Annotated in this window: 29 protein-coding genes and 2 pseudogenes; 22 read left to right on the forward strand and 9 right to left on the reverse strand. The window is 37.6% G+C overall.

The features are described 5' to 3' along the window. Positions 1–71 precede the first annotated feature (71 nt). Entirely contained in the window at positions 72–203 is a 132-nt protein-coding gene (locus ABES52_RS09715; protein WP_429650963.1) for a DUF3941 domain-containing protein, read from the reverse strand. A gap of 63 nt (positions 204–266) precedes the next feature. Then, positions 267–1,124: a DegV family protein gene (locus ABES52_RS09720; RefSeq protein WP_429650964.1), complete on the reverse strand. Its 858-nt coding sequence runs from the start codon at positions 1,122–1,124 to the stop codon at positions 267–269. 146 nt (positions 1,125–1,270) lie between these two features. Between ABES52_RS09720 and ABES52_RS09725 the strand changes: the two are divergent. Beyond that, positions 1,271–1,360, forward strand: a pseudogene (locus tag ABES52_RS09725) (DUF2179 domain-containing protein); the annotation flags it as partial. 58 nt (positions 1,361–1,418) lie between these two features. After that, on the forward strand, positions 1,419–1,787 hold the full coding sequence (locus ABES52_RS09730; RefSeq protein WP_429650965.1) for a Gmad2 immunoglobulin-like domain-containing protein: 369 nt from the start codon (positions 1,419–1,421) through the stop codon (positions 1,785–1,787). A 95-nt stretch (positions 1,788–1,882) separates the two neighbouring features. On the opposite strand, the gene ABES52_RS09735 is transcribed toward ABES52_RS09730, so the two are convergent. From ABES52_RS09735 to ABES52_RS09745, 3 genes are all read right to left on the reverse strand, one after another. After that, the gene (locus ABES52_RS09735) at positions 1,883–2,077 is read right to left on the reverse strand and encodes a DUF3813 domain-containing protein (protein WP_429650966.1); all 195 of its coding nucleotides are present in this window, start codon (positions 2,075–2,077) and stop codon (positions 1,883–1,885) included. Between the two features lie 2 nt (positions 2,078–2,079). Beyond that, entirely contained in the window at positions 2,080–2,232 is a 153-nt protein-coding gene (locus ABES52_RS09740) for a hypothetical protein (protein ID WP_429650967.1), read from the reverse strand. Positions 2,233–2,341: 109 nt separating this feature from the next. Next, positions 2,342–3,157, reverse strand: coding sequence for a Cof-type HAD-IIB family hydrolase (locus ABES52_RS09745; protein ID WP_429650968.1), 816 nt, complete (start codon positions 3,155–3,157; stop codon positions 2,342–2,344). A gap of 167 nt (positions 3,158–3,324) precedes the next feature. On the opposite strand from ABES52_RS09745, the gene ABES52_RS09750 reads away from it, so the two are divergent. Continuing rightward, positions 3,325–4,113: an alpha/beta fold hydrolase gene (locus ABES52_RS09750; protein WP_429650969.1), complete on the forward strand. Its 789-nt coding sequence runs from the start codon at positions 3,325–3,327 to the stop codon at positions 4,111–4,113. A 121-nt stretch (positions 4,114–4,234) separates the two neighbouring features. Continuing rightward, positions 4,235–4,516 (forward strand): metal-sulfur cluster assembly factor, encoded by a 282-nt coding sequence (locus ABES52_RS09755; RefSeq protein ID WP_429650987.1) that lies wholly within the window; start codon positions 4,235–4,237, stop codon positions 4,514–4,516. Between the two features lie 38 nt (positions 4,517–4,554). Here ABES52_RS09755 and ABES52_RS09760 read toward each other — a convergent pair whose 3' ends face one another. Together ABES52_RS09760 and ABES52_RS09765 are read right to left on the reverse strand one after the other, a co-directional pair. Then, a complete protein-coding gene (locus ABES52_RS09760) occupies positions 4,555–5,241 on the reverse strand; it encodes a Crp/Fnr family transcriptional regulator (RefSeq protein ID WP_429650970.1) in 687 nt (228 codons plus the stop codon). 46 nt (positions 5,242–5,287) lie between these two features. After that, the gene (locus tag ABES52_RS09765; protein WP_429650988.1) at positions 5,288–6,100 is read right to left on the reverse strand and encodes an undecaprenyl-diphosphate phosphatase; all 813 of its coding nucleotides are present in this window, start codon (positions 6,098–6,100) and stop codon (positions 5,288–5,290) included. A 170-nt stretch (positions 6,101–6,270) separates the two neighbouring features. On the opposite strand from ABES52_RS09765, the gene ABES52_RS09770 reads away from it, so the two are divergent. Then, the gene (locus ABES52_RS09770) at positions 6,271–6,450 is read left to right on the forward strand and encodes a YjzC family protein (RefSeq protein WP_429650971.1); all 180 of its coding nucleotides are present in this window, start codon (positions 6,271–6,273) and stop codon (positions 6,448–6,450) included. Positions 6,451–6,488: 38 nt separating this feature from the next. Here the strand turns inward: ABES52_RS09770 and ABES52_RS09775 are convergent, their stop codons facing one another. Next, the gene (locus ABES52_RS09775; protein WP_429650972.1) at positions 6,489–6,671 is read right to left on the reverse strand and encodes a YjzD family protein; all 183 of its coding nucleotides are present in this window, start codon (positions 6,669–6,671) and stop codon (positions 6,489–6,491) included. A gap of 220 nt (positions 6,672–6,891) precedes the next feature. Between ABES52_RS09775 and ABES52_RS09780 the strand changes: the two genes are divergently transcribed. The 7 genes and pseudogenes from ABES52_RS09780 to ABES52_RS09810 all read left to right on the forward strand — a co-directional run bounded on the left by ABES52_RS09780 (position 6,892) and on the right by ABES52_RS09810 (position 12,948). Continuing rightward, positions 6,892–7,629, forward strand: a complete 738-nt coding sequence (locus ABES52_RS09780; RefSeq protein WP_429650973.1) for a hydrolase — start codon at positions 6,892–6,894, stop codon at positions 7,627–7,629. Positions 7,630–7,698: 69 nt separating this feature from the next. Continuing rightward, positions 7,699–8,532 (forward strand): hypothetical protein, encoded by an 834-nt coding sequence (locus ABES52_RS09785; RefSeq protein WP_429650974.1) that lies wholly within the window; start codon positions 7,699–7,701, stop codon positions 8,530–8,532. 137 nt (positions 8,533–8,669) lie between these two features. Beyond that, positions 8,670–9,638, forward strand: coding sequence for a BMP family ABC transporter substrate-binding protein (locus tag ABES52_RS09790; protein ID WP_429650975.1), 969 nt, complete (start codon positions 8,670–8,672; stop codon positions 9,636–9,638). Next, on the forward strand, positions 9,638–9,829 hold the full coding sequence (locus ABES52_RS09795; protein WP_429650976.1) for a ComZ family protein: 192 nt from the start codon (positions 9,638–9,640) through the stop codon (positions 9,827–9,829). Before ABES52_RS09790 ends, ABES52_RS09795 begins: the two co-directional genes overlap by 1 nt. 110 nt (positions 9,830–9,939) lie before the next feature. Next, positions 9,940–10,563, forward strand: a pseudogene (locus ABES52_RS09800) (IS91 family transposase); the annotation flags it as partial. A 177-nt stretch (positions 10,564–10,740) separates the two neighbouring features. After that, positions 10,741–11,736, forward strand: coding sequence for a S41 family peptidase (locus tag ABES52_RS09805; RefSeq protein WP_429650989.1), 996 nt, complete (start codon positions 10,741–10,743; stop codon positions 11,734–11,736). 144 nt (positions 11,737–11,880) lie between these two features. After that, positions 11,881–12,948, forward strand: coding sequence for an FUSC family protein (locus tag ABES52_RS09810; RefSeq protein WP_429650977.1), 1,068 nt, complete (start codon positions 11,881–11,883; stop codon positions 12,946–12,948). A gap of 47 nt (positions 12,949–12,995) precedes the next feature. Here the strand turns inward: ABES52_RS09810 and ABES52_RS09815 are convergent, their stop codons facing one another. Next, positions 12,996–13,238 (reverse strand): hypothetical protein, encoded by a 243-nt coding sequence (locus ABES52_RS09815; protein WP_429650978.1) that lies wholly within the window; start codon positions 13,236–13,238, stop codon positions 12,996–12,998. Positions 13,239–13,441: 203 nt separating this feature from the next. Between ABES52_RS09815 and ABES52_RS09820 the strand changes: the two genes are divergently transcribed. From ABES52_RS09820 to ABES52_RS09865, 10 genes are all read left to right on the forward strand, one after another. Beyond that, on the forward strand, positions 13,442–14,374 hold the full coding sequence (locus tag ABES52_RS09820) for a beta-ketoacyl-ACP synthase III (RefSeq protein ID WP_429650979.1): 933 nt from the start codon (positions 13,442–13,444) through the stop codon (positions 14,372–14,374). Between the two features lie 53 nt (positions 14,375–14,427). Then, a complete protein-coding gene (gene fabF / locus ABES52_RS09825) occupies positions 14,428–15,666 on the forward strand; it encodes a beta-ketoacyl-ACP synthase II (protein ID WP_429650980.1) in 1,239 nt (412 codons plus the stop codon). A 242-nt stretch (positions 15,667–15,908) separates the two neighbouring features. Then, positions 15,909–16,700 carry a DUF2268 domain-containing putative Zn-dependent protease gene (locus ABES52_RS09830; RefSeq protein WP_429650981.1) on the forward strand — a complete coding sequence of 264 codons (792 nt, stop codon included), beginning with the start codon at positions 15,909–15,911 and terminating at the stop codon, positions 16,698–16,700. 133 nt (positions 16,701–16,833) lie between these two features. Next, on the forward strand, positions 16,834–17,856 hold the full coding sequence (locus ABES52_RS09835; RefSeq protein ID WP_429650990.1) for an ABC transporter ATP-binding protein: 1,023 nt from the start codon (positions 16,834–16,836) through the stop codon (positions 17,854–17,856). A 5-nt stretch (positions 17,857–17,861) separates the two neighbouring features. Beyond that, positions 17,862–18,875 carry an ABC transporter ATP-binding protein gene (locus tag ABES52_RS09840; RefSeq protein ID WP_429650991.1) on the forward strand — a complete coding sequence of 338 codons (1,014 nt, stop codon included), beginning with the start codon at positions 17,862–17,864 and terminating at the stop codon, positions 18,873–18,875. 27 nt (positions 18,876–18,902) lie between these two features. Continuing rightward, a complete protein-coding gene (gene opp4A / locus ABES52_RS09845; RefSeq protein WP_429650982.1) occupies positions 18,903–20,630 on the forward strand; it encodes an oligopeptide ABC transporter substrate-binding protein in 1,728 nt (575 codons plus the stop codon). A 33-nt stretch (positions 20,631–20,663) separates the two neighbouring features. After that, positions 20,664–21,629, forward strand: a complete 966-nt coding sequence (gene opp4B, locus ABES52_RS09850) for an oligopeptide ABC transporter permease (RefSeq protein ID WP_429650983.1) — start codon at positions 20,664–20,666, stop codon at positions 21,627–21,629. Between the two features lie 11 nt (positions 21,630–21,640). Next, complete coding sequence (opp4C, locus tag ABES52_RS09855; RefSeq protein WP_429650984.1) at positions 21,641–22,549, forward strand: oligopeptide ABC transporter permease; 909 nt, start codon at positions 21,641–21,643, stop codon at positions 22,547–22,549. 144 nt (positions 22,550–22,693) lie between these two features. After that, positions 22,694–22,900 (forward strand): YuzI family membrane protein, encoded by a 207-nt coding sequence (locus ABES52_RS09860; RefSeq protein WP_429650985.1) that lies wholly within the window; start codon positions 22,694–22,696, stop codon positions 22,898–22,900. A gap of 63 nt (positions 22,901–22,963) precedes the next feature. After that, positions 22,964–23,716: a YjbA family protein gene (locus ABES52_RS09865; protein ID WP_429650986.1), complete on the forward strand. Its 753-nt coding sequence runs from the start codon at positions 22,964–22,966 to the stop codon at positions 23,714–23,716. Positions 23,717–23,914: the final 198 nt, after the last annotated feature.

Genomic DNA, 23,914 nt, shown 5'->3' on the forward strand with positions numbered 1-23,914 from the left:
GCGAAATGTATAAATATCAACTGTATCGTTTAACAGAGCCAAAAATAAAAAAATCACCTATAGGGTAGTCCCTATAGGTGATCGGTTTTTTTCGAATATTGCCATTTTCCAGCTTGACGATTTTTTTCCCGTACCATATTTTTTTCGTGGCGTAACGCTTGATTGTCCTTTGCTTTTTTATCATTATCGGATGTATGTGGCATTTGACCCCTCCTCAAGTTTGTGCTTGCGTTCTGTAGTGTACCCAAAATAGGAGGGGGTATCCATTAATCCATTTGGTTTAAGAAAAAAACAGCAAGAGTCCCTGGACCGGCATGAGCCCCAACAGCTGAACCGATCATTTGGATATAAAATTTGGACGTGCCGAATTCATCTTGAATCATTTGTTTTAATTGTAGGGCGCTTTCTTCATCGTCTCCATGACTAATTCCGATGAGTTGTTGGTCGAGTTTGTCTCCACGTTGTTTCATGAGCTCGATGATTGTACGGAACAGTTTTTTTCGGCCGCGAACTTTATCAATTGGAATTAATTTTCCGTCTTCTACATGTAAGATCGGTTTAATATTGAGTAAGCCGCCGATAACCGCGGATGTTTTGGATACACGTCCACCTTTAGCTAAATAATCTAAATCTTCTACGGTAAAAATATGTTCCATGTGTTGACAGCGGAATTGTACTTCTTTTATAATTTCATCTTTCGTAGCCCCTTCTTTTATACGGTTAGCGGCATGTAGGACAACTAAACCGTAACCAATGGAAGCACATTTCGAATCGATAATGTCTAAATCAAGATCAGGATAATCTTCCTTTACTTGATCACGGATCATAACCGCTGTTTGATAGGTTCCAGAAAGTTCGGAAGAAAAAGCAATATAGAGTCCTTTTTCCCCTTTCTTGGCTAAGTCAGTAAAAAGCTCCATTAACAATTGAGGAGAGGCTTGGGACGTTTTTGGCACGATGCCATTACGAATGGCCTCAAAAATTTCTTTACTTTGAATCGTTTTTATATCTTCATACTCGTGATCGTTTAAATGCACACGGAGTGGAATTAATGTGACTTGATGTTCTTCAAAAAAAGATAATGGTAAATCACATGCACTATCTGCGAATAATTGGAATGACATACACTTCACCTTTTCCTATCGTTTGATAGTATAAGTGTAACGATTTTGTCTGTAAAAATAAAGAGGTATGTAAGGGAAAGATATGTAATAAAGTAAAGGTAATCTGAGTTGGGTTGACGTTAAAATATGGGCGTTTACAGGCGGTTTTAAAACAAATTATTCAAAAAGTTGACCCACACGCATTCACCAATATTGTTCAAACAACAGGCATTTTTGGATTTTTCCGTAGGGACTAATTTTTGACGTTGTTGTACATACTATACAGTGATAGATCCTCATAAAGGAGGAACCAAGATGAGGAATCCGTATATCATTGCCTGTTTACTCTCCGTCCTTCTATTTGCTCCCTCCGTATTTTCCAAACAATCAGGAGCTTTTCGAAATATCCAGATTCATTACAACGGAACACATGTGGTCATTAAAGGAGAAGCATGTTTAAAAGAGGGCCTGTTTTTTTATACAGTGGAAGATGGACATTACGTCTTTGTGGAAGAAACACTTGTTAAAGTGAATAAAAAAGCTCCGAATTGGAGTCCTTTTTCCATAACTCTTTCAAAAGATAAAATCCCTAAGCTTAAGAATGTGATGCTCGTTTTATACGAGCGAAAAATTGAAGATGGAACGATAATAAATGAAACGGCCATTCCGTTACCAAATAAGTAAAACGGCGAAAGGTTGCCCTTCGCCGTTTTTTGCATATTCTAAGCATGTGTAAATAATGGTGTGTTCAGCCAAACAGGAAATTGGGGGAATTCCTTTTAAAGTGACTCTAATTCGTTTTGCATTTCTCGAAGTTGGCGCTGTTCCGCTATTGTCGAATTGGCAAATGCAGAGGACATAGCGTTTTTAGCCTTAGCAGTGGCCGATTGTTTCAACGATTTGTCTTCAGTAGACGCAGCTCTTTTTGCTTGTTCAGTTAAATTTCGGGCTTGTTGAAAAAGCTGATTCCCCATTCTTATATGCCTCCTAAAGAGGACTCGTGAACGCTAGCCATTTTCTTAGCTTCTGCTTCAGCATAGGAAATATAATAAGGGATTCGTTCATCGTGTTTCTTGACAGTGTTTTTACTTTGTTGTACAAAACGTTTCGATTTATTGTTTTTGCCCATGCGAATCACCACCTAAAGATGATCTTGAACACTTGTTTGAAGCGTTCATTTATTAGTATGGTTCGTCAAAAAAAATTCAATATGGTTAAATAATGGGAATGTCCTTCGTTTACTTTAAATGTAAGTATGATTGTAAAAAATTAGCGATTCCATCTTCTTCATTCGTACCTGTTATCTCGTTTGCAATAGCTTTTAATTTGGCAATTCCATTTCCCATCGCCACCCCAATTCCTGCATACTCAATCATTTCTAAATCATTGTCTTCGTCACCAAAGGCAATAATTCGCTCTTTTGGAATTCCGTAGTAATCAGCCACTTTTTTAATTCCAACTGCTTTATTAAGTCCTGATTTTACGATCTCGATGACATGCCAAGGAGCAGCCCAACGCCGGTGGTCGATAACTTCTGCATGGACTTTGTTTAAATGTTCGCGAATGGATGTCACATCTTTTTCCGAAGCATGAATAAGTAAACAAGTTGGAGAGTCTTGTAAAAACTTTCGCAAATCCCCAGTTGTAATCGTTGGATTTCCCAGGCTAAAAATGTCTAAAAGCTTCTCGTCATGATAATGGAAGTATACTTCATCCATCACTTCAGCAATAATATTATGGAAATTAAATTGATGGCACGCATCAACGATTTCTTTCGTTATGTCAATCGATAAAGGATGGTGGAACATCCCCCAATCGTTATGTAGCGGATGGTGTACAAAAGCTCCATTAAAATTCACAATAGGAGTGGTTAATCCGAGCTCACGGTAATACATTTCGCTAGCTCGGTACGGTCTTCCGGTAGCAATCATGACTAGATGTCCATTTTCTTTTGCTTTTTGAATCGTTACTTTTGTTTTGGCGGAAATGGTCTTATCATCCTTCAGCAATGTTCCATCTAAATCAAGTACGATTAAATGAGTATTTTTCCCCATACTGTCTCCTCGATTTCATTTTAAAATTTCTTTTTGTACCGTAAGTGTATCGAATGGTGCCTACAAGGTCTATATCGTTAACAAAATATTTAAGGAGTATTTACATGTACATTATACCAAAAATAGGATAAGATGAAGTAAAACATGTAAATAGGGAGAGAGTTTACGTGATTGGTGTAACAAAAGAAGTCATCAACGGAAAGCCATTACTGCATGTTGCGAATCAGCAACACTGGACTGAATGCTTACCAACAATCTTTTTTATCCATGGCTTTACAAGTGCAAAAGAACATAATTTACATTATGCTTATCTTTTAGCCGAAGAAGGGTTTCGTGTGTTCTTACCGGATTGCCTTTATCATGGTGAGCGGTCCGCCGGGTTTACAGAACAAGAACTGAATTTTCAATTTTGGAATATTGTCATACAAACGATTCATGAACTGAAAGAATGGAAAGATGTTTATGTTCATAAAGGCTTCATTGATGAAGAGCGTATCGGTGTAGCCGGCACTTCCATGGGGGGAATTGTGACACTTGGTGCACTAACCCAATACGATTGGATTCAAGCCGCGGTTAGCTTAATGGGAACACCAACTTATGAACAATTTGCAAAAATACAAATGGACTACTTAAAACAAAAGGGGATTGAACTTCCGCTTACAAAAGAAGAGGAAGCAGCTTTTTGGGACCAAATTAGGAAGTTTGATTTCAGCCAACAACCTGAAAAATGGAACAAGCGACCATTAATGTTTTGGCATGGGGAAAAAGATGACGTTGTCCCTTATGAACCAGCCTTTAGCTTTTATGAGCAGTTAAAAGCAATGGGTTCATCGGAAAGTTTGTTAAAATTTATCTGTGATCCATCAGCCGGTCATAAAGTTACTCGCGAAGGAGTTTTACAGACGGTGGCATGGTTCCAAACCCATTTATTATCTACCTCAGTAAAAGTCGATTAACTTGTACTTTAAAAGGGTATAACATGAAAAAGCAACATCTTTGTTCTTCTAAATATTAATTTGTTAACATGGGAATGAAAGGAGAGGAAGTTCAGTGGATCAAGATTTACGTGATAACATTATGGGCGCGTTAGAACAAGTGGTTGACCCAGAGCTAGGAATTGATATTGTTAACTTAGGTTTAGTATACGACCTTGAAATGGATGATGATGGTAAATTGACGGTGACCATGACATTAACGTCTATGGGTTGTCCGTTAGCAGGAACCATTGTGGATCAAGTAAAAGCTGCTGTGAGTGATATTCCTGAAGTAAAAGATGTGGACGTAAATATTGTTTGGAATCCACCTTGGTCTAAAGATCGTATGTCCCGTTATGCGAAAATTGCTTTAGGTATACGATAAAACCTATCGGATGAACTCCGATAGGTTTTCTTATTTCGTTATTCCATTCGGCAAATATCAATTGGACAATTTTCGCAATCGATTTCGCGTTTTAAAAATTCGAGGTCATGGACAATGATATGGCCATTTTTGATAGAAACAATGTTGTTTTTTTTTAAGTCACCTAACATTCGATTAATGACCTCACGGGATGTCCCACATAAATTCGCTACCTGTTGATTGGTTAACTTAACGTCGATAAGCATTCCATCTTCTACTTCTTTTCCAAAACTGTTAACAAGTCGGATAAGCGTCGAGAAAAGGGCTCCTTTTTTACCGTGTAATATCAAGTCCCGAAACTTCGATTGTTGGCGTCTATTTTGCAGTTGTATCCATTTTAACCATTCAAGGGTAAAGGAAGGATCCGCTGCTAACGCTTCTTCGAATTCGGTTTTTGGTAAAACAAAGACTTCCCCATCTTCCAGCATTTTTCCGTTTAACGAGTAGGTTGTAGACGGACAAAATAATGTAAACTCACCGATAATGTCTCCTGATTGGCAGATTTGTAAGGACAATTCCTTCCCATCAGGGATGACTTTACTAATTTGAATTTTACCTGTATGGATATAAAATAACTCCTCTACCGGCATCCCTTCTTGAAAAAGATACTTCCCTTTCGCATATTTCCGACGAACATTTTTTTGATGAAACAATTGTTTTACTTTTTCAGTCACTTGCTCATACATGACTGATCACACGCCTTTTTAAAGATATATTACCATATTTATTCAACTATAAAAAGAGAAGAACAAGGGGGCCGACAATTAAACAATACACGGCAAAAATAATTAAGTTTCCTTTCGCCATCACGTTCATAAACCATTTTAAGGAGAAATAGCTGGCTACTAAAGAGCTAAAAAATGCAAGGACATATGGAACAAATAAGTCGTGTAAGTGTGGATCGTTGACTAAATCACTGATGCTTAATACCATTCCTCCTAAGCTAACCGGGATGTATAGAAGAAAGGAATAACGCAGCGCCGTTTCTTGTTTCATTCCCCGGGCCATCGCCGCCACAATCGTAGCACCTGAGCGACTAATTCCAGGAATTAAGGCAACGGCTTGGGCGAAACCGACAATAAGAGCATCTTTCAACGTTAAGTCGCCATCGTTTTTTCGTCCTCTTAAGTTACGAATGAGATAAAGAGCTATACCGGTAATAATTAACGACATTGCCACTGTTCGAATATTGGATAGATGCTCTTTAATCCAATCGTCCAATAAAATGCCTAATACACCGGCTGGGATCGTACCCACGATTAAATAAATAATAAAGCGAAAGTCCGTCTTGGCATGTTCGTTCTTCGTCGTTAAATACTCCCATCCGTTACTGATTAGCCGAATTAAGTCTTGGCGGTAAATGATTAGTACCGCTATTAACGAAGCGGAATTCACCAATAATTCAAAAGTGAAGTTTTCCATCGTAATACCGAAGATATGTTGTGCGAATTGTAAATGGCCGCTAGATGAAATTGGAATTGGTTCGGTAAACCCTTGAAAGGCGCCCAGTAATAAATATTTGATTAAGACGTACAGCTTTTCCATATCCATAAGGAATTTCCTCCATCATATGTTTGTACCATCTCATTTAACACTACACATTCCAGTTTTGTAAAGATACTTTTTATTACATATTTTTTTCATTTTTTCAACTTGTTTAATGAATGATGAACTTTTAAAAAATGGGCAAGATAATGGTAAGGAGGTGGTTGTGGATGGGTCAACGTCATCAATTTCGTCCTGGTGAAAAAGCCCCCAACAACGGAACGTATATTGAAATTGGAGAAACAGGAAGTAATGTAAAAAATCCGAAAAAAATTAAGCTCAAAGCGGGAGATGAATTTCCAGAAGCATCGAATCATAACCGCCACTGGACATATATGCGAAAACCTTAAACGAAAAGCGATTGTCTCATAACGACAATCGCTTTTTATTAATGCTTTTCTACAGGGTCGTTTGGTAGAATGGTTGGAACGACATAAATTAGTACAGTAGCAATCACGGCTAATAGGGCTCCAGTTTCAAAATGGTATTCAGCCCCCATCATAGAACTAACTACGTATGAAAGCATTTGTACTAATAAAAATGCCCAGAAAAACGTTGCTAAATAACGCACGATTTTTCACCTCAATTCTAAAAGTAAGCTATGTACGATACCGATTGAAATTGAAATACATATCTTTTTTCATATTACCATAGATAATTAAAATTTTAAATGATTATCCAAATAAAATGAAACCCCTTTCAGCATTGAAAATTAGGTCATTCTCCCATTCAATCTTTATTTTACTGTCATACGTTATTTAAGAGGACTCTGTCAAAGAGGGGATTTTCATATGGAACAACGATCATTTCAATTACAAGGACAATGGTGCAAGATTCATTATCCAGAGCGGCCAAACGGGTTTGCCGTTTTTATTCTTGGGGACGGGCACCATTTTGTTGAACAAAAGGATAGCTTTTGGACACAGCATTATGGCAGAGCGTACCTTCTTGAGGAGTTAAAACAAGAAGGTTACCTAGTTTTTTATTCTCATCTATTTGGAAAACATTGGGGAAGTAAGCGGGCAGTTGAATTTGCTGTTCAACTATATCGTTACATTTGCCAAAAAGAAATCATTAATCATAAAATACACATTTTAAGTGAAGGAATGGGTGTTTTAGTCGCTAAACAATTAATGGAACGAATCCCCGGCCAAATAAGAAGCATGACGTTGTTACAGCCATGTTTGTCTTTAAAAAAATATATACGTCAAGAAAAGAAAAACAAAGTCTTTTATAAAAAATTAAAGAAAGAAATGGCCGCTGCTCATAAAGTACCGTTGGAACAATGTGAACAAATCATCAATGACGAGTCGTTGAATATTTTGATGAATACCAATATACCGCTTCAATTTATTCATATTTTAGATCATAGCCGCTATCAACCACAAATGGAATTGTCGAGAAGAATTAATATTGTCCGTAAACAAAAGGGGAAATCCATTGAAATTCAATATTTACTGCCAGAAAAAAGAGGAATGGTTGGACGAAAAATGATTCGGTTTTTTAAAAAAAATGAGAAGGTACTATAAGCCATTTGTTTTATCTGACCTTCTTCATGCATACGATACAAAGAGGACATTTGTCAGAGGAGGGTCATAATGAATCAGGCAGTAGTGATGGCAGCAGGGCAGTTCCTCGGATTTGAAATATGTAAAGCATTGTTAGAGGAAGGATATGAAGTTGTTGGGTTGGATGATATTTGTGAAGAGAACCGGGGGTTAATTGAACAAAAATGGTTGGAAGTAGGGAGGAATGCTAATTTTTCAGCTGGAACAATGGACGAAAGGGAAGTGTGCCTCACGAAGCCAACCTTTATTTTTTTACCGATTTTTGACTATTATTTTCACCATGACGTTTATTTTCAACGGTTACAACAAATCCAACACAACGTGTCCCAATGGTCATTACCACCAAAAAATGAGTTCATTTTTATCCTCCCTACTCAAATGTTATATGAGCGTAATGAACGAGTAGAAGACGTAAAAGAAGTTTTACAAAAAATGAAAACGTGGATGGAAGAAAAGAGATATAAGATAACTGATTATTACGTGCCTACGGTTTATGGACCCTATCAACCGGAAGTTTTTCTATTTCATCAACTTTTGAAGAAAAATTTACATTCTGAACCATCGAATATTGAATTTATGGATGATCCATCCGATGCGATTTATGTGCAGGATGCAGCCGTTTCCATCATTCAACACGTATTATCGGGGAAAAAGGAGGAGAAAGGTCCATTTCTTCTTTCGAGCGGTGAAAAAAATCGCTGGAAAAACATTATCCATAAAATCACGTCCTATACGAATCAATATTTGCTCAAAGAAGAGAGGAAATATCCACTTACAGTAAAACAAATACCTATATCTCAACAAACCCCTTTAGAAGAAGGGTTGGAGCGACAGGCTGTTTGTATACAAAACTATCTGAAGTGACAGGAATACAAATGCCTCTTTTCATGTTATCGATTCAAGGGTAGAATAAAAGAGATTGAGAATCCTAGGGAAATATACGAAATTTTGGCTGTAACATCCCCTTTTACCTGTAGCAATGGAAAAAGGAGTTGCTATATATGATGAAAAAAATAATCGGAATTGCACTTACGCTCCTCCTTCTTACGGCTTGTTCCTCGATACAAGATCAATCTAACTTAACAAAAGCAGGATTGCTCGTACCTGATACGATCAGTGATCAAGTGTGGGGAACAAAAGGGTATAAAGGAATGTTAAAAATTCAATCGAAATATAATGTTGATGTATTTTATAAAGAAGGAATGAATTCCAAAGCTTTAGTGGAACAAGCGGTCAAAGAATTTGACCAAAAAGGGGTTAATCTCATTTTTGGTCATGGAAGCGAGTATGCAGAATATTTTAACGAAATAGCTAATGAATATAAACATATCCATTTTGTCAGCTTTAACGGTAATGCGACTGCTTCAAATACGACGAGCCTTCAATTTAAAGGCTTCGCTATGGGGTATTTTGGTGGAATGACCGCCAGTCACATGTCCAAAACGAAAAAAGTGGCCGTTTTAGCGGCATTTGAATGGCAACCAGAAGTCAAAGGTTTTATTGAAGGGGTACAGTTCCAAAATAGCGATACCGAAGTTATTGTCACTTACACGCATAATTGGGATGATGTTGGTATCGCACTTGAAGCATTAGAGGAAATGATTGCAAAAGGCGTAGACGTCGTCTATCCCGCAGGTGATGGCTTTAATGTTCCCGTCATTGAAAAGCTAAAAGAACAGGGGTTATATGCCATTGGTTATGTGTCCGACCAATCGGATTTAGGAGAAACGACAGTGCTAACTAGTACGGTACAACATATTGATAAATTATATGAATTAGTCGCTGAGAAGTTTATACAAGGGGCATTAGAGCCAGGCAATTTACAATTTGATTTTCAAGATGGAGTTATTTCCATGGGGAAATTCAGTCCGTTAGTTGACAATGAATTCAAAGAGCAATTAAATAAATATATCGACCAATATATAAAAACTGGGCAATTACCGGATGAACTACCTATGGAGGGATCGTAATGTCACCAGACAAATCAATGGAATTTATGCAAATTGCGATGAAATATTTACCAGAAGCGAAAGAGAAGTTGGATGAAACAGGGATTGAGTTAACAATGGAAATGCTTCAACCGTTTATGGAGTTATTTATGAAAGTGATGAATGAAGCATATGAACTTGGTCGTAAAGATGCTTTACATGAAGAACAGTAAGCTTGTCGTATGTCGGCAAGCTTTTTTATTGTTTAGGAAATTATAAAATTCTCGCTTTGTGGATAAGTGTTCGATAAAATGTTCGTAGAAATAATTAGGAGTGGCGTGTGGTGGCTAAGCATAAACAAAAACGATACAGTGGTGTAATAAAACAAATCTTAAAGGATCACTTCGATGGATTTTGGAAGATGCATTTTGATTTGCTTCCTAAAGATTATCGTGACCATATTAAAGAAATAGTCGAAAAAACAATTCGGTGCGGAACGACTGATTAAGGTTATGCTCGCTATGAATGCCTTGGGTGTCCAAGAAACCCAGATCCCGTTTTTGTTTGTTACATGTAAAAGTCGCTTCTGTCATAAGTGTGGGAAAAAGTATACAGATGATTGGTCAGACAAAAAACAAGAGATGATTTTTGATGTACCTCATCGTCACATGGTATTTACAAGAATTAAGACAGATATTCTTTCAAGATCGAAAGAAGTTAAACGAATTAGCACAACAGGTCGCAGAGGTTTTTCAGTATCACTATAAAAAAAGAAGTAAGAAACGAAAAAGTCGGAGTTATAACTGTTATCCATACATTTGGTCGAGATTTAAAATTTAATCCTCACATACATGCTTTAGTTACTGAGGGGGCAATCGATGTGAATAAATATGCAAAAATAACTTTTGGGATGATATTAATTCTTGGATTTCTTTTATTTGCTTTTCAATATAAACAACGAACAGTTATAAAGGAGAGAAATGAAGATCTAGATTTTTTGATACACACATTACAAAATGAACATCCTGCTCTTTATTCTCATATTTCTGAAGATACATGGAACAAACAAATTGCTTTGATTAGAAAACATATTTCTGAGTTTGATGATGATGAGTTCGTATTAAATTTAGTTCAGTTAGTAGCGATGATTGGTGATAGTCATACAAAATTAAATTTTAAGAGTGAAAACGATAAAATTTACCCTTTAAAAGTTAAATGGTTTGAAAAAGGTTTAAGGGTTCTTGAAGCGGATGAAAAGTATAAAGAAATTCTTGGTCTTAAATTAATAGCTATCAACAATATTTCTATCGAAGAAATCATTCATAAACTAAAGATACTTTTTCCTCATCAAAATATGCAGTGGTTCAAATATCAATTGTCAGATGTAATCATCCATGAAAAAGTACTTCAATTTATTGGGATTAATAAAGTGAATTATTGGACCTTTGAAGACGATAATGGCCAAAAGATACAGGTAAAGATAGTACCCATTCAATATAAGAAAGCTTCTAAAATAAATATGGTCAAACTTGACATCAAGGTTCCGGAACATCTTCAAAAGCCTGAAAATAGTTATGATCAATATTGGTATAAAATGATTCCTGACAAACAAATAATTTATTGGCAATACAATATATGTGTAGATAGAAGCGACACTGGAGATGAAAATACTCCAGACTTTATGGAATTTGTTCACCATCTAATAGATGATTTAAATAATGAGGAAGTAAAAACATTGATTATTGATCTTAGAAAAAACCGAGGTGGAAATAGTCTATGGATGAAGCGTTTTATTGATGTACTAACATATAATTCTACTTTTCTTAATAATGGGAAAATATATGTATTAATCGGAAAAGAAACCTTTTCTTCAGGATTGATGGCTGCGGTAGATTTAAAAGATAAATTAAATGCTAAATTGGTTGGCGAAGAAACAGGGGGAGATTTGAATGCACCAGGAGAGATTAAACTTGCTAATCTGCCAAATTCAAATATGACGTTTTACTATTCAACAAAATTATTTCATTTAAAGCCCAACGAAACAGGAGGATTGAAACCTGACATTGAAGTTCAACAACATTTTAATTTATTTGTTAATGGTATTGACGAGCCGTTTGAAACCATTTTAAAACTAAAATGACAAAGGGTGTTGAATAATAGTCAGATCTTCCCGCTGGAGTCGCCGCCGTGTAAATAACTTGCTAAAAATCAACAATGACATATAACATAGCCAAAAAAAAAATCCATTCTGTAAATAAGAATTGTTTAGACCGAGGCGATGATCATGGCACTCATTCAAAAACTGAAGCATTTTATCGGAGGAAGAATTATAAAAACGGCCCTATCCGTGTTTTTAACGGCACTCATTTGTAATTGGCTACATATTCCTGCGATATTTGCGATTATTACGGCTATCGTCACCATTGAGCCGACCGCGTCGGATTCCATTCAAAAAGGAATCATTCGCTTTTTTGCTTCTGCCATTGGGGCAGGATATGCCATCCTTTTTTTAACGTGGTTTGGCCATACTCCATTCACCTATGCGTTTGTAACGGCGGCAACCATTATGACATGTCATAAATTACGTTTAGAAGCCGGGATGCTTGTGGCAACTTTAACGGCCGTGGCGATGGCCTCATTAATGGAGCAATTAACTATCACGTCATTTTTCATTCGCTTATCGACAACTACGATAGGAATTGTCATCTCAACCATTGTCAATTTATTGATCTTACCGCCTAAGTATTCTACATTTATCACCAATAACATTCACCAATTATACAAACGGACCGCTAACGTACTGGAGCAACGTCTATTAGAAATTGTGCATCAAAGACCACAACAAAAAGATACAAAATTAAAATACCAACTGATAATTCGTCAAATAGAGAAAACGGAGCAACTTTGTCATTATCAAAAACAAGAATGGAAATTTCATCGTTATTCGAAACAAGAAATGCGAAAGTATCATTACGAACATAAAAAGTTAGCCGTTTTACAACAGATGCTTTATCATTTAGCCAATTTAGTTTATTTACCTTTTTCAAAAATTTTCTGGGATGAAAAGGAAAAAAAACATTTATTGAATATCGTCGAAGCGCTTGTAGATGGATTAAATAATTGCTCTTTTTCGTTTGGAGAACGTCAAAAACAATTAGCGCGAGAGTTATTCGATGATTTTAAAGACGACTTATATAATTTGAAAACACATTCTCCGGATACATATGAACATATTTTTTCGCCGAAGTCGATTGTCATATATGAAATCTTATCCATTTATGATTTAGTCGAAGAATTACGTCATATCCACCTTCAAGAAGAAAAGCATCAAAATCTCGTCGTTTACCAATAAAAAACCAGTTTGCATCAAGCGAACTGGTTTTTCTCATTAACATCTGGTTAATTCTCATTATTAAAAAAATTTTGGAAATGAGGCGTAATCTTTTTCAGCAATGGCTTGATGGAAGAAGCAACTTTCATTACTTCATCAAGACTATTGAACAGTTGGTCAATATCTACCTCGTTTAATATATTTTCAAACGTATGCACTGTATCCTCTGTTTTTTGTTCTATTTTTTGTTTCTTACCAAACATCAATTCATCAAACCGTTGAAACGGGTGTTGATTGTTCTCTTGATCCATCGTATCACCTCACAAACAGAAGTTCGGACCTACTGTAACATATGCATATTCCTTAATTTCGACTAGACTTGAACACAAAATTGAGTGAAATACATTGCCAGATTGCTTATTTTCCGATAAAATTAGTACCAAGTCATAATAATTGATATCAAAAATAAACTGATGATAGATGAGTTTAAAAAAAGAAAGAAGGGGAAACTTGAATGAACGCTGGAATTATCGGAATTGGCAAGTATGTACCTGAAAAAGTGTTAACAAACCATGATTTGGAAAAAATGATGGACACGTCAGATGAATGGATTCGGACACGAACAGGGATTGAGGAGCGTCGGATTGCCGATGATTCGATGGATACTTCTGATTTAGGGTTTGAAGCGGCGAAAAAAGCAATTGAGAATGCAGGCATTTCTCCAGAGGAGATCGACTTAATTTTAGTAGCCACGGTTACTCCAGACCAACCGTTTCCAACCGTAGCTTGTATGTTACAAGAGCGGTTAGGAGCGAAAAAAGCAGCAGCGATGGATATAAGTGCAGCATGTTCTGGATTTATGTACGGTGTGGCTACAGCGAAACAATTTATCGAATCAGGTGCCTATAAATATGTGTTAATTGTGGGTGTAGAAAAATTGTCAAAAATCTTGAACTGGAAAGACCGGAATACCGCTGTACTGTTCGGGGATGGAGCTGGGGCAGCTGTCATGGGTCCTGTATCAGAAGGTCGTGGCGTTCTTGCGTTTGAACTTGGGGCAGATGGAACAGGGGGAAAACATTTGTACCAAGACGAATATGTAATTATGAACGGTCGTGAAGTATTTAAATTTGCTGTTCGACAAATGGGTGAATCTTGTATGAACGTCTTAGAAAAAGCGGGATTAACGAAAGAAGACGTTGATTTTCTTATTCCACATCAAGCAAACATTCGGATTATGGAATCTGCACGACTTCGTTTAGATTTACCGGAAGAAAAAATGTCGAAAACGATTCACAAATATGGAAATACATCAGCAGCCTCTATTCCAATTTCTCTTGTTGAAGAGGTGGAAGCTGGTAAAATAAAAGATGACGATATTGTCGTTATGGTAGGCTTTGGTGGAGGATTGACGTGGGGTTCCATCGTTATGAGATGGGGAAGATAATCATTTCATTTACTATATTAGTCTTCATAAGAAATAAAAAGGAGATGAAGATTATGCAAAAAAGACGAGTCGTTGTAACAGGACTTGGAACAGTTTCACCACTTGGGGTGGATGTGAAAACGACATGGGAAAATATTATTAATGGAGTTTCTGGAATTGGTCCGCTTACAAGGGTCAATGCAGATGATTTTCCGGCAAAAGTAGCAGCAGAAATCACTGATTTTAATCCAGAAAATTTTATGGATAAAAAAGATGCCCGTAAAATGGACCGCTTTACGCAATATGCGGTAGCTGCATCGATGATGGCCGTGAAAGATGCCAACTTAACAATCGATGATTCCAACGCCCATCGGGTAGGAGTTTGGATCGGTTCTGGTATTGGGGGAATGGAAACGTTCGAACAACAATTCGAAATGTTCCAAAAGCGTGGTTACCGCCGAGTAAGTCCATTCTTTGTTCCGATGATGATTCCTGATATGGCATCCGGACAAGTATCCATTATGTTAGGAGCTAAAGGCATTAACTCTTGTACCGTCACTGCTTGTGCAACTGGTACAAACTCTATTGGTGATGCTTTTAAAGCGATTCAACGTGGCGATGCGGACGTTATGATTACCGGTGGAACAGAAGCGCCGATTACGAAAATGTCTGTTGCTGGATTTAGTGCAAACACAGCTCTTACTACAAACCCTGATCCAAAAACAGCTAGTCGTCCGTTTGACAAAAATCGTGACGGATTTGTTATGGGAGAAGGAGCTGGCGTGATTGTACTGGAAGAATTAGAACATGCGTTAAAACGCGGGGCCAACATTTACGCAGAAATCGTCGGCTACGGTGCAACAGGAGACGCTTACCACATTACGGCTCCAGCACCAGGTGGTGAAGGTGGCGCGCGCGCGATGAAGCTTGCTCTTGAAGATGGTGGATTACAACCAGAAGATATTGATTACATTAACGCCCACGGTACAAGTACACCATACAATGACAAATATGAAACAATGGCGATTAAAGAAGTGTTTGGCGATCATGCTTATAAATTAGCGGTGAGCTCTACAAAATCCATGACAGGGCATTTACTTGGAGCGGCTGGTGGTGTAGAGGCGATCTTTACTATACTAGCCATTAAAGAAAATATTTTACCGCCAACAATTAATTATGAAACACCAGACCCAGACTGTGACCTAGACTACGTGCCAAATAAAGCTCGTAAAAAAGAAATCAAAGCGGCAATAAGTAACTCACTTGGATTCGGTGGACATAACGCAACGATTGCGTTCAAAAAATATGAATAAGAGATCGTTTGATGAAAGGTGACTCAACCAAATAGAAATTGAGTCACCTTTTTTATGTATTGTGATAGTTTTGTACCCATTTTTTACTACTTCTAGATAACATGTAGAGTATTATGAATACTTTCCTTCTGTATAGGAACACCATTTTTTTGTCTTTTAAAAGCACATTTACTTCTTTTTGTTTCCCACTTTCTTTCGCTTCCTCATATGATGAAAAAGGAAAATTAGATGAGGTGACAACTGTGGGAGTGATTAACACTAAAAAGTGGCTCGACAAATATTTTGACGATCCAATCAAGATTTGTTCTGCCTTCGATCAAGAGCGGTCAAAAGAATTCTATAAATATTTACAGCTCTTCGGAATGTATCAACCTTCCTCATTAAATCGAGGCATATACAAAGAGTTAGTGGAAGCAAAAGCATGGCAAAAGATTCTTCAACTTTTTAAAAAGTATCAGAAAAAATGGAAAGGGCCCAATCCATCTATTTACATTTTTCCGATCGATGGAAGGAACGGTAAACTATTAAAAACGACCGGAGGAAAATCGGGAGTTACTTTCAAAGATAAAATATTTTTATTTTTATCAAAGCCAAAAAAAGAGAAAGATTGGGAAGCGTTATTTGTCCATGAGTATCACCATTGTACCCGGATGAATCAACTCAATAAAAAAGAAGACGACTATAACCTGCTAGATTCCCTTGTTTTTGAAGGATTAGCAGAGCATGCCGTTCTTGAATATTGTGGAGAAAAATATTTAGCATCTTGGTGCAACCGCTACAAAGAGAACATATTAAAAATTTATTGGGATCGTAACATTAAACATTATTTAGACCTCCCAATGAGTGATTCTGTTCATGATGATATAATGTACGGAAGGAAATTTTATCCTGAAATGTTAGGATACGCATTAGGGTTTCAAATCATCTCCCACTTTAAGAAAAAGGGAACTTTTTCGATTACCCAAAGCTTTTCAATGGATTCAACGGAATTTTTAAAAGATGATTTTTTTAAAGAACAAAAGCCCAAAAAATAGGGCTTTTTTAATTTTATTTATTTCAGAATTAAAACAAAATACAAAAAAATCTTGAAATTGAAATAATTTTGTAATAATATTTTATAAAAAATAACAAATATCCTAAAAATAGTTAATTCGGGGTGGCCAAATGATTGAGAAAAAACGGGTTTACGAACAGCAACCACTACTTGAAGTAAAAAATTTAGAAACAGCCTTTGACATTGATGGTGAAGAATATAACGCCGTTGATAACGTCTCGTTTAAAGTCGAACGCCGTAAGATTATCGGCGTTGTTGGAGAATCGGGATGTGGGAAAAGTGTCATGTCCTTATCCATTATGAAGTTACTCCCGAAAGGAATTGGTCGAGTTAAAAACGGTGAAATTTGGTTTGAAGGAACCAATTTAGCGAATTTATCTGATCGGGAGATGAATAAAATTCGAGGAAAAGATATTTCAATGATTTTCCAAGAACCAATGACCTCTTTGAACCCAGTATTTACAATTGGCTTCCAATTAGAAGAAGTTTTTTTTAACCATTTTAAAATCTCCAAAAAAGAAGCACGTATGAAAAGTATTTCTCTCTTAAAAAATGTCGGAATTTCTAGACCTGAAAAAATTGTGGACGAGTATCCACACCAATTATCCGGTGGTATGCGGCAACGGGTCATGATTGCCATGGCCATTGCCTGTCAACCCAAGCTACTTATCGCGGACGAACCAACAACGGCTCTTGACGTAACGGTGCAAGCACAAATTCTTGAGCTGTTAAAAGAAATTCAACAAATGAACAATATGTCCATTATTTTAATTACTCACGATTTAGGCGTCGTTGCCGAAATGTGCGACGAAGTACTTGTCATGTATGCCGGAAAAATCGTGGAAAGAACGGATGTCGATTCGTTGTTCTATAACCCGAAACATCCGTATACGCAATTGTTGATGGGGGCCATTCCGCGAATGGACGAAGAAGTCGATCGTTTAAGCTCAATTAAAGGAATTGTTCCTTCATTGAAAAATATGCCGAAAGTAGGGTGTCGCTTTGCTAATCGTTGTCCGCATGCGATGCCAGAATGTGCGGCCGTCACGCCATTGTTAAATGAAAACGAAACAGGGCATGAAGTAGCGTGCTTACTGTATGAAACGAGTAAGCCGAAAGAAGGGATGAACGCTTAATGACAATGACAAAATCAATTCGCTTAAACCTAGAAAACAAACAAGCAACGAATCTATCAGAAAACTTATTAGAAGTGAAAAATCTAAAAACGTATTATCCGATTAAAGGTGGTTTTTTTCGCCGTACGATAGGGGTCGTCAAAGCGGTCGACGATGTATCTTTTGAAATCAAACGCGGGGAAACCCTCGGGTTAGTTGGAGAATCTGGTTGTGGAAAATCAACTACCGGTCGGACGATTTTACGATTGCTTGAACCAACGAGCGGACAAATCCTTTTTGATGGGAAGGATATTACATACCTTCGTGGTCGCGAGTTACGCGAGGCACGCCGCGATTTTCAAATGGTGTTCCAAGACCCATACGCCTCACTTAATCCGATGCAAATGGTGGGGGACATCGTTTCCGAACCAATTCAAAACTATACAAAGAAATCAAGAAAACAAATAATGGACGAAGTAATGGATTTGCTGGAACGGGTAGGACTGCCAGAAGATGCATATTACAAATATGCGCACGAATTTTCTGGAGGACAGCGCCAACGAATCGGCATTGCCCGTGCCTTAGCCTTACGTCCAAAACTCATCGTGGCGGATGAACCTGTTTCGGCACTTGACGTGTCCGTTCAGTCACAAGTGTTAAATCTATTAAAAGAGCTGCAACAAGATTTCGATCTTACTTATTTATTTATTGCCCACGACTTAAGTGTGGTTAAACATATGAGCGACCGTATTGGGGTCATGTATTTGGGAAATCTTGTCGAAATTGCTGATAAAAAAAGCATTTATCAAGAACCGTTACATCCGTATACACAAGCGCTTATTTCAGCAATTCCAGAACCCGATCCACGAAAGAAAAAAGAACGAATCGTGCTTCAAGGAGATGTTCCAAGTCCGGTGAATCCTCCTTCAGGCTGTCCGTTTCATACGAGATGTCCGGTAGCCAAAGAGGAGTGTTCTATACAAAAGCCTTCTTTAAAGGAGGTGAAACCAGGTCACAAAGTAGCTTGCCTTCTTTATTAAATGAAAACTAAATGGGGGGAAGAAAAAATGAAAAGTAAAAAATCGATCTTTTGGCTAACGTCCATTATGCTGGCGTTATCCATGTTTTTAGCTGCATGTAGTGGCGGGGAATCGACGAGCAAACCGACAGAAGATAACAATTCATCTGATGAAAATAACACAGCAAATGAAGGTCCAGTAGATGGCGGAACATTAGTGTACGCGATGGAATCAGAATTTAAAGGGCTGTTAAACATTAACTTCTATGACAGTCAATCCGATGAGGAGATTATTTCATTCTTTGATGATGGATTAATTGATTATGATGAAAACTTAAAACCACAGCCAAATATTGCCTCATGGGAAACAGATGATAATAAAGTGTTTACATTTACTTTTGAAAAAGGGGTTAAATGGCATAACGGGGAAGAATTAACGGTTCATGACTGGGTATTCGCCCTTGAAACGATTGCAACACTTGGACCTGAGCACCACCGTTGGTCGAACGTCAATACAATTGAAGGTGCGAAAGACTTCCATGAAGGAAAAGCGGACAGCATTTCCGGTATTGAAGTCATCGATGATTACACGGTTAAAATTACGTTTGATAAAGCACGTGTTAACAACTTAGAAAACTTATGGACATATCCACTTTCTCGTAAAGAGTTTGAAGGAATTGCCCCAGAAGATATGGCCGCTTCTGACCAAGTTCGCCTAAATCCTGTTGGGCTTGGACCATTTAAAGTAAACAAAGTCATTCCTGGTGAGTCTGTTGAGCTCGTTCGATTTGATGATTATTGGAAAGGAAAGCCGCATATTGAGCGTATCGTTGTTAAAGTCATTGACGGCTCTCTCATTGTCGGTGAATTACAAAACGGCGGAGTAGACTTTACTGCATTTCACCCAACATTGTTACCTGAAATTGAAAAAATCAATAACGTTCGTGTTGAAAAAGTACCTGGTCTCTCCTACTATTATATTGGTTTTAAACTGGGAGAGTTTGACGGTAAGAAAAACGTGATGAACAAAGACAAATATGCGAACAAAAAATTGCGTCAAGCGATGCTTTATGCAATCGACCGTGAAGCTTGGGTAGAAGCTTTCTTTAGCGGATTAGGATCTCCTGTTAACCGACCAGTACCTTCAGCGCACTGGATCGCAGCGGACCATAGCGAACTGCCAAACAATTATACGTACGATCCAGAAAAAGCGAAACAATTGTTAGACGAAGCCGGTTATAAAGACGTGGATGGTGATGGCTTCCGCGAAGATCCGAACGGTAATGAATTTGTTGTGAAATTCTCTCACTACGCAACGGGTAATCCAACGTATGAAGCACGTGCCAAAGCTCTAACACAATATTGGGAAGATGTCGGCTTAAAGGCTGAATTAACGATGACAGACGTCAACCTTTACTATGATCAGTTAGAAAACGACGACCCATCTATGGAAGTATTCTACGGTGGTTGGGGAACTGGTACTGATCCAGATCCATATCCGTTATGGGGTATTGAGTCTGTCTGGAACTATCCTCGTTGGGTAAACGAAGAAGCTGAACAACTTCTATTAGATGCCACTGACATTGAAGTAGTAGGTACAGATACAGAAAAACGGAAACAGTTATACGTAGAATGGCAAAAAATCTTTAACGAAGAAGTTCCAGCATTACCTATCATGGAGCTTTATGACGTATATGCTGTAAGCAGTAAATTGAAAGGTATTACGTTTGACGTTTCTGGTTTCAACTCTCCACACGAGTGGTGGCTAGAACAATAAGTCATATCCTTTTACTAGATAAGGAGAATGCATATGCTGAAATACACCATTCGTCGACTACTTGGGATGATTCCGATGCTTTTCCTTATCTCCATTGTAGTGTTTACCCTGGCAAAATTAATGCCAGGGGATTCACTCAGTGGAGAAATTGATCCGTCCAATACGGATCCGGAGTATATAGAAACGATGCGCGAAAAGCTCGGGTATAATGACCCAATTCACGAACAATATTTCCGTTGGATTACGAATTTCTTTCAAGGAGATTTCGGAAAATCGACTAGATATAAAATTCCAGCAAGTGAAATCATTATGGAACGATTGCCGAATACGATTTTGCTCGGATTCACCTCATTAGTCATTACGTATATTTTAGCTTTTGCCATGGGAATCTACGCCGGAAGAAAACCGTACACCATTGGTGACCATTTAATCGGTGGAGCGAACTATTTGGGACTTGCTCTTCCATCGTTTGTTGCTGGGGTGTTCGCCATCTATTTTTTCTCCTTTAAATTAGGATGGTTTCCTTCTAACGGTTCCGTAGATATTAGCATAGAAGAAGGGACATTGGCATATTGGATTAGTCGCTTTCATCACGTCTTTTTACCAGCACTTGTCTTAGGAGCGCTCAGTACTGCAAGTTATACGCAATTTTTACGAAATGACATTATTGAAAATAGCCGGAAGGATTTCGTACGTACCGCTCGAGCGAAAGGGACTCCAGAATCAAAGATTTATAACCAGCATATTTTACGAAATTCTATTATTCCAATTGTAACGTTTTTAGGATTTGATATTGTTACATTAGTGAGTGGGGCAATTATTACAGAAACAATTTTTACTTACCCAGGCATTGGACAACTCTTTTTAAATTCGGTGACGAATAAAGATTATCCGGTATTAATGGCTCTCACATTAATGTTCTCGTTTCTTACATTGATTGGTAATTTGGTAGCGGATTTACTATACGGAATTGTTGATCCGAGAATTCGGGTAGAGTAGGAGGAATGGCGATGGAAGTAGTTACTCAAAAATCAACAAGAACGAATTTAAAACCAAGGAAGAGTATGTCTCCATGGGCCATTGCTCGTCGCAAATTTGTCCGCAATAAACTGGCGATGGTTAGTTTATGTTTCCTAATGTTTATAGCGATTATTTCGTTTTTAGCTCCACATATTACCACACAAGATATTACGAGGGTCAACATTAGTCAAATGTCATTAGAACCTTCCTCTGATCATTGGTTAGGGACCGATAAAAGTGGAAGGGATGTCTTTACAAGGCTGTTGTATGGGGGACGTATTTCACTCTTTGTAGGTATCTCTTGTACTCTAATCGTAATTTTCATTGGTACCGTCATTGGGGCTATTGCTGGGTATTTTGGTGGCTTTGTAGATGGTATTCTTATGCGCTTCACTGATTTTATATTAAATTTCCCAGTTTTAGTTTTTGTAATTGTTTTAAACACGATTTTTTTCGGTAAAGCGAATGGGGTATGGGTATTAATTGTCGTCATTGGAGCTCTCTATTGGGGTGGTATAGCACGTGTTGTCCGAAGTAAAGTGTTAGCTGAAAAAGAGAACGAATACGTATTGGCTGCTGTTTCTATCGGAAGTTCTCCAGCTAAGGTAATTATCAAACACTTATTACCTAACGTGTTATCAACAATTATTGTTCAAGCAACGCTTACATTTGCTACTATGATTATTATTGAGTCTGCGTTAAGCTACTTAGGCTTCGGTGTTCCTCAAGAAGTTCCTAGCTGGGGGAATATGTTATCCTTTGCGAATGAACCAGACGTTTTACAATCGAAACCTTGGATGTGGATGCCGCCTGCGTTAGCGATTACCCTTACGATACTTTCTATTAACTTTATCGGTGAAGGAATTAAAGACGCGCTAAATCCAAAATCTCGAAGATAAATCTACCATATTTAATTATGGTAGATTTTTTGCATGTTCACACAACTTCTTTCATAGACATACAATAAATGGACAAGTTTGCAAAGGTGTAAAAAAATTCATTAACATTGGAGGAAACTACAACCATTGAGGGTGGAAAATAACATGTTTCGTATTTTTTTCGTATTAACTGGGTTTGGGTTAGCGGTCGCGGGTGGTGTCACAACAATTATGTATTTAAATTTGTTGACAACCGGGTATACGTTTTTTGAATATGTTTCTTTTATTTTCACCCGTGTGGAATGTTATTTACTCTTCATCGGGATGATGATGGTTTCTTTCGCTATTTATGCACCTCGTCGAAAAGAATAGGAATAATTTTACTTTATCCTGCCCATACTGATGGACAAACAGTGTTGAAGCGAGGGGTCAATCATGCTGTATTTACATGACGTATGGGTCAATTGGTTTGAAGGTGAAGAAAACGGGTATAATGTTTGTCACTTTCATGAGTGGAGAAAAGATGACGTCATTGATTTATTGGACCAAGTTCCCATCATCAAAGTTGAAAGTGTTTTATTTCACTACATAGAAAATGATTTGTCCGAACTTCCGAAGCAATTGTTAAATGATGTGTACCAAAAAGCCTATTTACGGAAAAATCATGAGCGCGTACAACTTGACTATTGCTTCATTGTATCTGATGGAAAAGGGATATTAGCTGTAGATACGATTGGCTATCATATTCCGATTCGAAAAAGCCGCTTAATTCCAAGACAAGAACAACTTGTTTATGAAATGATTGAACAGCTAGAACCGGTCGTTTATGAATTTGATTCGTACCAAACGAAGAAAGAGTATCATATGTTGTCACCACACCCACAATTAATGTACGGATTAACAAGGAAGGAACGCCAGTTAAAACAGTTATTATTTATGGCGTTAGATCAACTCTTTTCTTCCCAAAATACGGCCGAAATTCGCTACTGGTATACCGAGTGGGCACCGGAAAAGTATAGAGAAGTGCAGCAGCTCGATTTTTTTCAAGTGTGGAATCGTCTCTACGAAGAGACGAAAATCGGTTGGACAGATCAACATATAAACCTTTGTGAAAAACTAATAAAAGGGCAACCGTTTTTTGAACGGTTATGGGAAGCTGAAAACGGATCGAAAGTAAATGAACCATAAGATGTTTAAAGAGTAGGAGGTGATTACATCACTCTCCTTTTTTATTTGGTTCTACCCTGAAATAACTGTGGATAACTTTTGCTGTTATTTCATTTATCGATGTGCCAATTTTTATTGGCATGGTTGTCTGTTAAATGATACTGTTGAAATTTATACATTACGCTTGTGGCGGACGCTTTCCGCGGGCAAGGTGCAAGC

Source organism: Aeribacillus pallidus (genome assembly GCF_050478865.1).
Lineage (GTDB): Bacteria > Bacillota > Bacilli > Bacillales > JACDOC01 > JACDOC01.

Coding starts and splice junctions, on each gene's coding strand:
- ABES52_RS09735 (WP_429650966.1), bottom strand. CDS start 2,077: ATGGGGAATCAGCTTTTTCAACAAGCCCGAAATTTAACTGAACAAGCA.
- ABES52_RS09840 (WP_429650991.1), top strand. CDS start 17,862: ATGACAAAATCAATTCGCTTAAACCTAGAAAACAAACAAGCAACGAAT.
- ABES52_RS09730 (WP_429650965.1), top strand. CDS start 1,419: ATGAGGAATCCGTATATCATTGCCTGTTTACTCTCCGTCCTTCTATTT.
- ABES52_RS09785 (WP_429650974.1), top strand. CDS start 7,699: ATGAATCAGGCAGTAGTGATGGCAGCAGGGCAGTTCCTCGGATTTGAA.
- ABES52_RS09740 (WP_429650967.1), bottom strand. CDS start 2,232: ATGGGCAAAAACAATAAATCGAAACGTTTTGTACAACAAAGTAAAAAC.
- ABES52_RS09805 (WP_429650989.1), top strand. CDS start 10,741: ATGATTGGTGATAGTCATACAAAATTAAATTTTAAGAGTGAAAACGAT.
- ABES52_RS09820 (WP_429650979.1), top strand. CDS start 13,442: ATGAACGCTGGAATTATCGGAATTGGCAAGTATGTACCTGAAAAAGTG.
- ABES52_RS09790 (WP_429650975.1), top strand. CDS start 8,670: ATGATGAAAAAAATAATCGGAATTGCACTTACGCTCCTCCTTCTTACG.
- ABES52_RS09755 (WP_429650987.1), top strand. CDS start 4,235: ATGGGCGCGTTAGAACAAGTGGTTGACCCAGAGCTAGGAATTGATATT.
- fabF (WP_429650980.1), top strand. CDS start 14,428: ATGCAAAAAAGACGAGTCGTTGTAACAGGACTTGGAACAGTTTCACCA.
- opp4B (WP_429650983.1), top strand. CDS start 20,664: ATGCTGAAATACACCATTCGTCGACTACTTGGGATGATTCCGATGCTT.
- ABES52_RS09810 (WP_429650977.1), top strand. CDS start 11,881: ATGGCACTCATTCAAAAACTGAAGCATTTTATCGGAGGAAGAATTATA.
- opp4A (WP_429650982.1), top strand. CDS start 18,903: ATGAAAAGTAAAAAATCGATCTTTTGGCTAACGTCCATTATGCTGGCG.
- opp4C (WP_429650984.1), top strand. CDS start 21,641: ATGGAAGTAGTTACTCAAAAATCAACAAGAACGAATTTAAAACCAAGG.
- ABES52_RS09720 (WP_429650964.1), bottom strand. CDS start 1,124: ATGTCATTCCAATTATTCGCAGATAGTGCATGTGATTTACCATTATCT.
- ABES52_RS09760 (WP_429650970.1), bottom strand. CDS start 5,241: ATGTATGAGCAAGTGACTGAAAAAGTAAAACAATTGTTTCATCAAAAA.
- ABES52_RS09765 (WP_429650988.1), bottom strand. CDS start 6,100: ATGGAAAAGCTGTACGTCTTAATCAAATATTTATTACTGGGCGCCTTT.
- ABES52_RS09795 (WP_429650976.1), top strand. CDS start 9,638: ATGTCACCAGACAAATCAATGGAATTTATGCAAATTGCGATGAAATAT.
- ABES52_RS09715 (WP_429650963.1), bottom strand. CDS start 203: ATGCCACATACATCCGATAATGATAAAAAAGCAAAGGACAATCAAGCG.
- ABES52_RS09780 (WP_429650973.1), top strand. CDS start 6,892: ATGGAACAACGATCATTTCAATTACAAGGACAATGGTGCAAGATTCAT.
- ABES52_RS09815 (WP_429650978.1), bottom strand. CDS start 13,238: ATGGATCAAGAGAACAATCAACACCCGTTTCAACGGTTTGATGAATTG.
- ABES52_RS09860 (WP_429650985.1), top strand. CDS start 22,694: ATGTTTCGTATTTTTTTCGTATTAACTGGGTTTGGGTTAGCGGTCGCG.
- ABES52_RS09745 (WP_429650968.1), bottom strand. CDS start 3,157: ATGGGGAAAAATACTCATTTAATCGTACTTGATTTAGATGGAACATTG.
- ABES52_RS09770 (WP_429650971.1), top strand. CDS start 6,271: ATGGGTCAACGTCATCAATTTCGTCCTGGTGAAAAAGCCCCCAACAAC.
- ABES52_RS09865 (WP_429650986.1), top strand. CDS start 22,964: ATGCTGTATTTACATGACGTATGGGTCAATTGGTTTGAAGGTGAAGAA.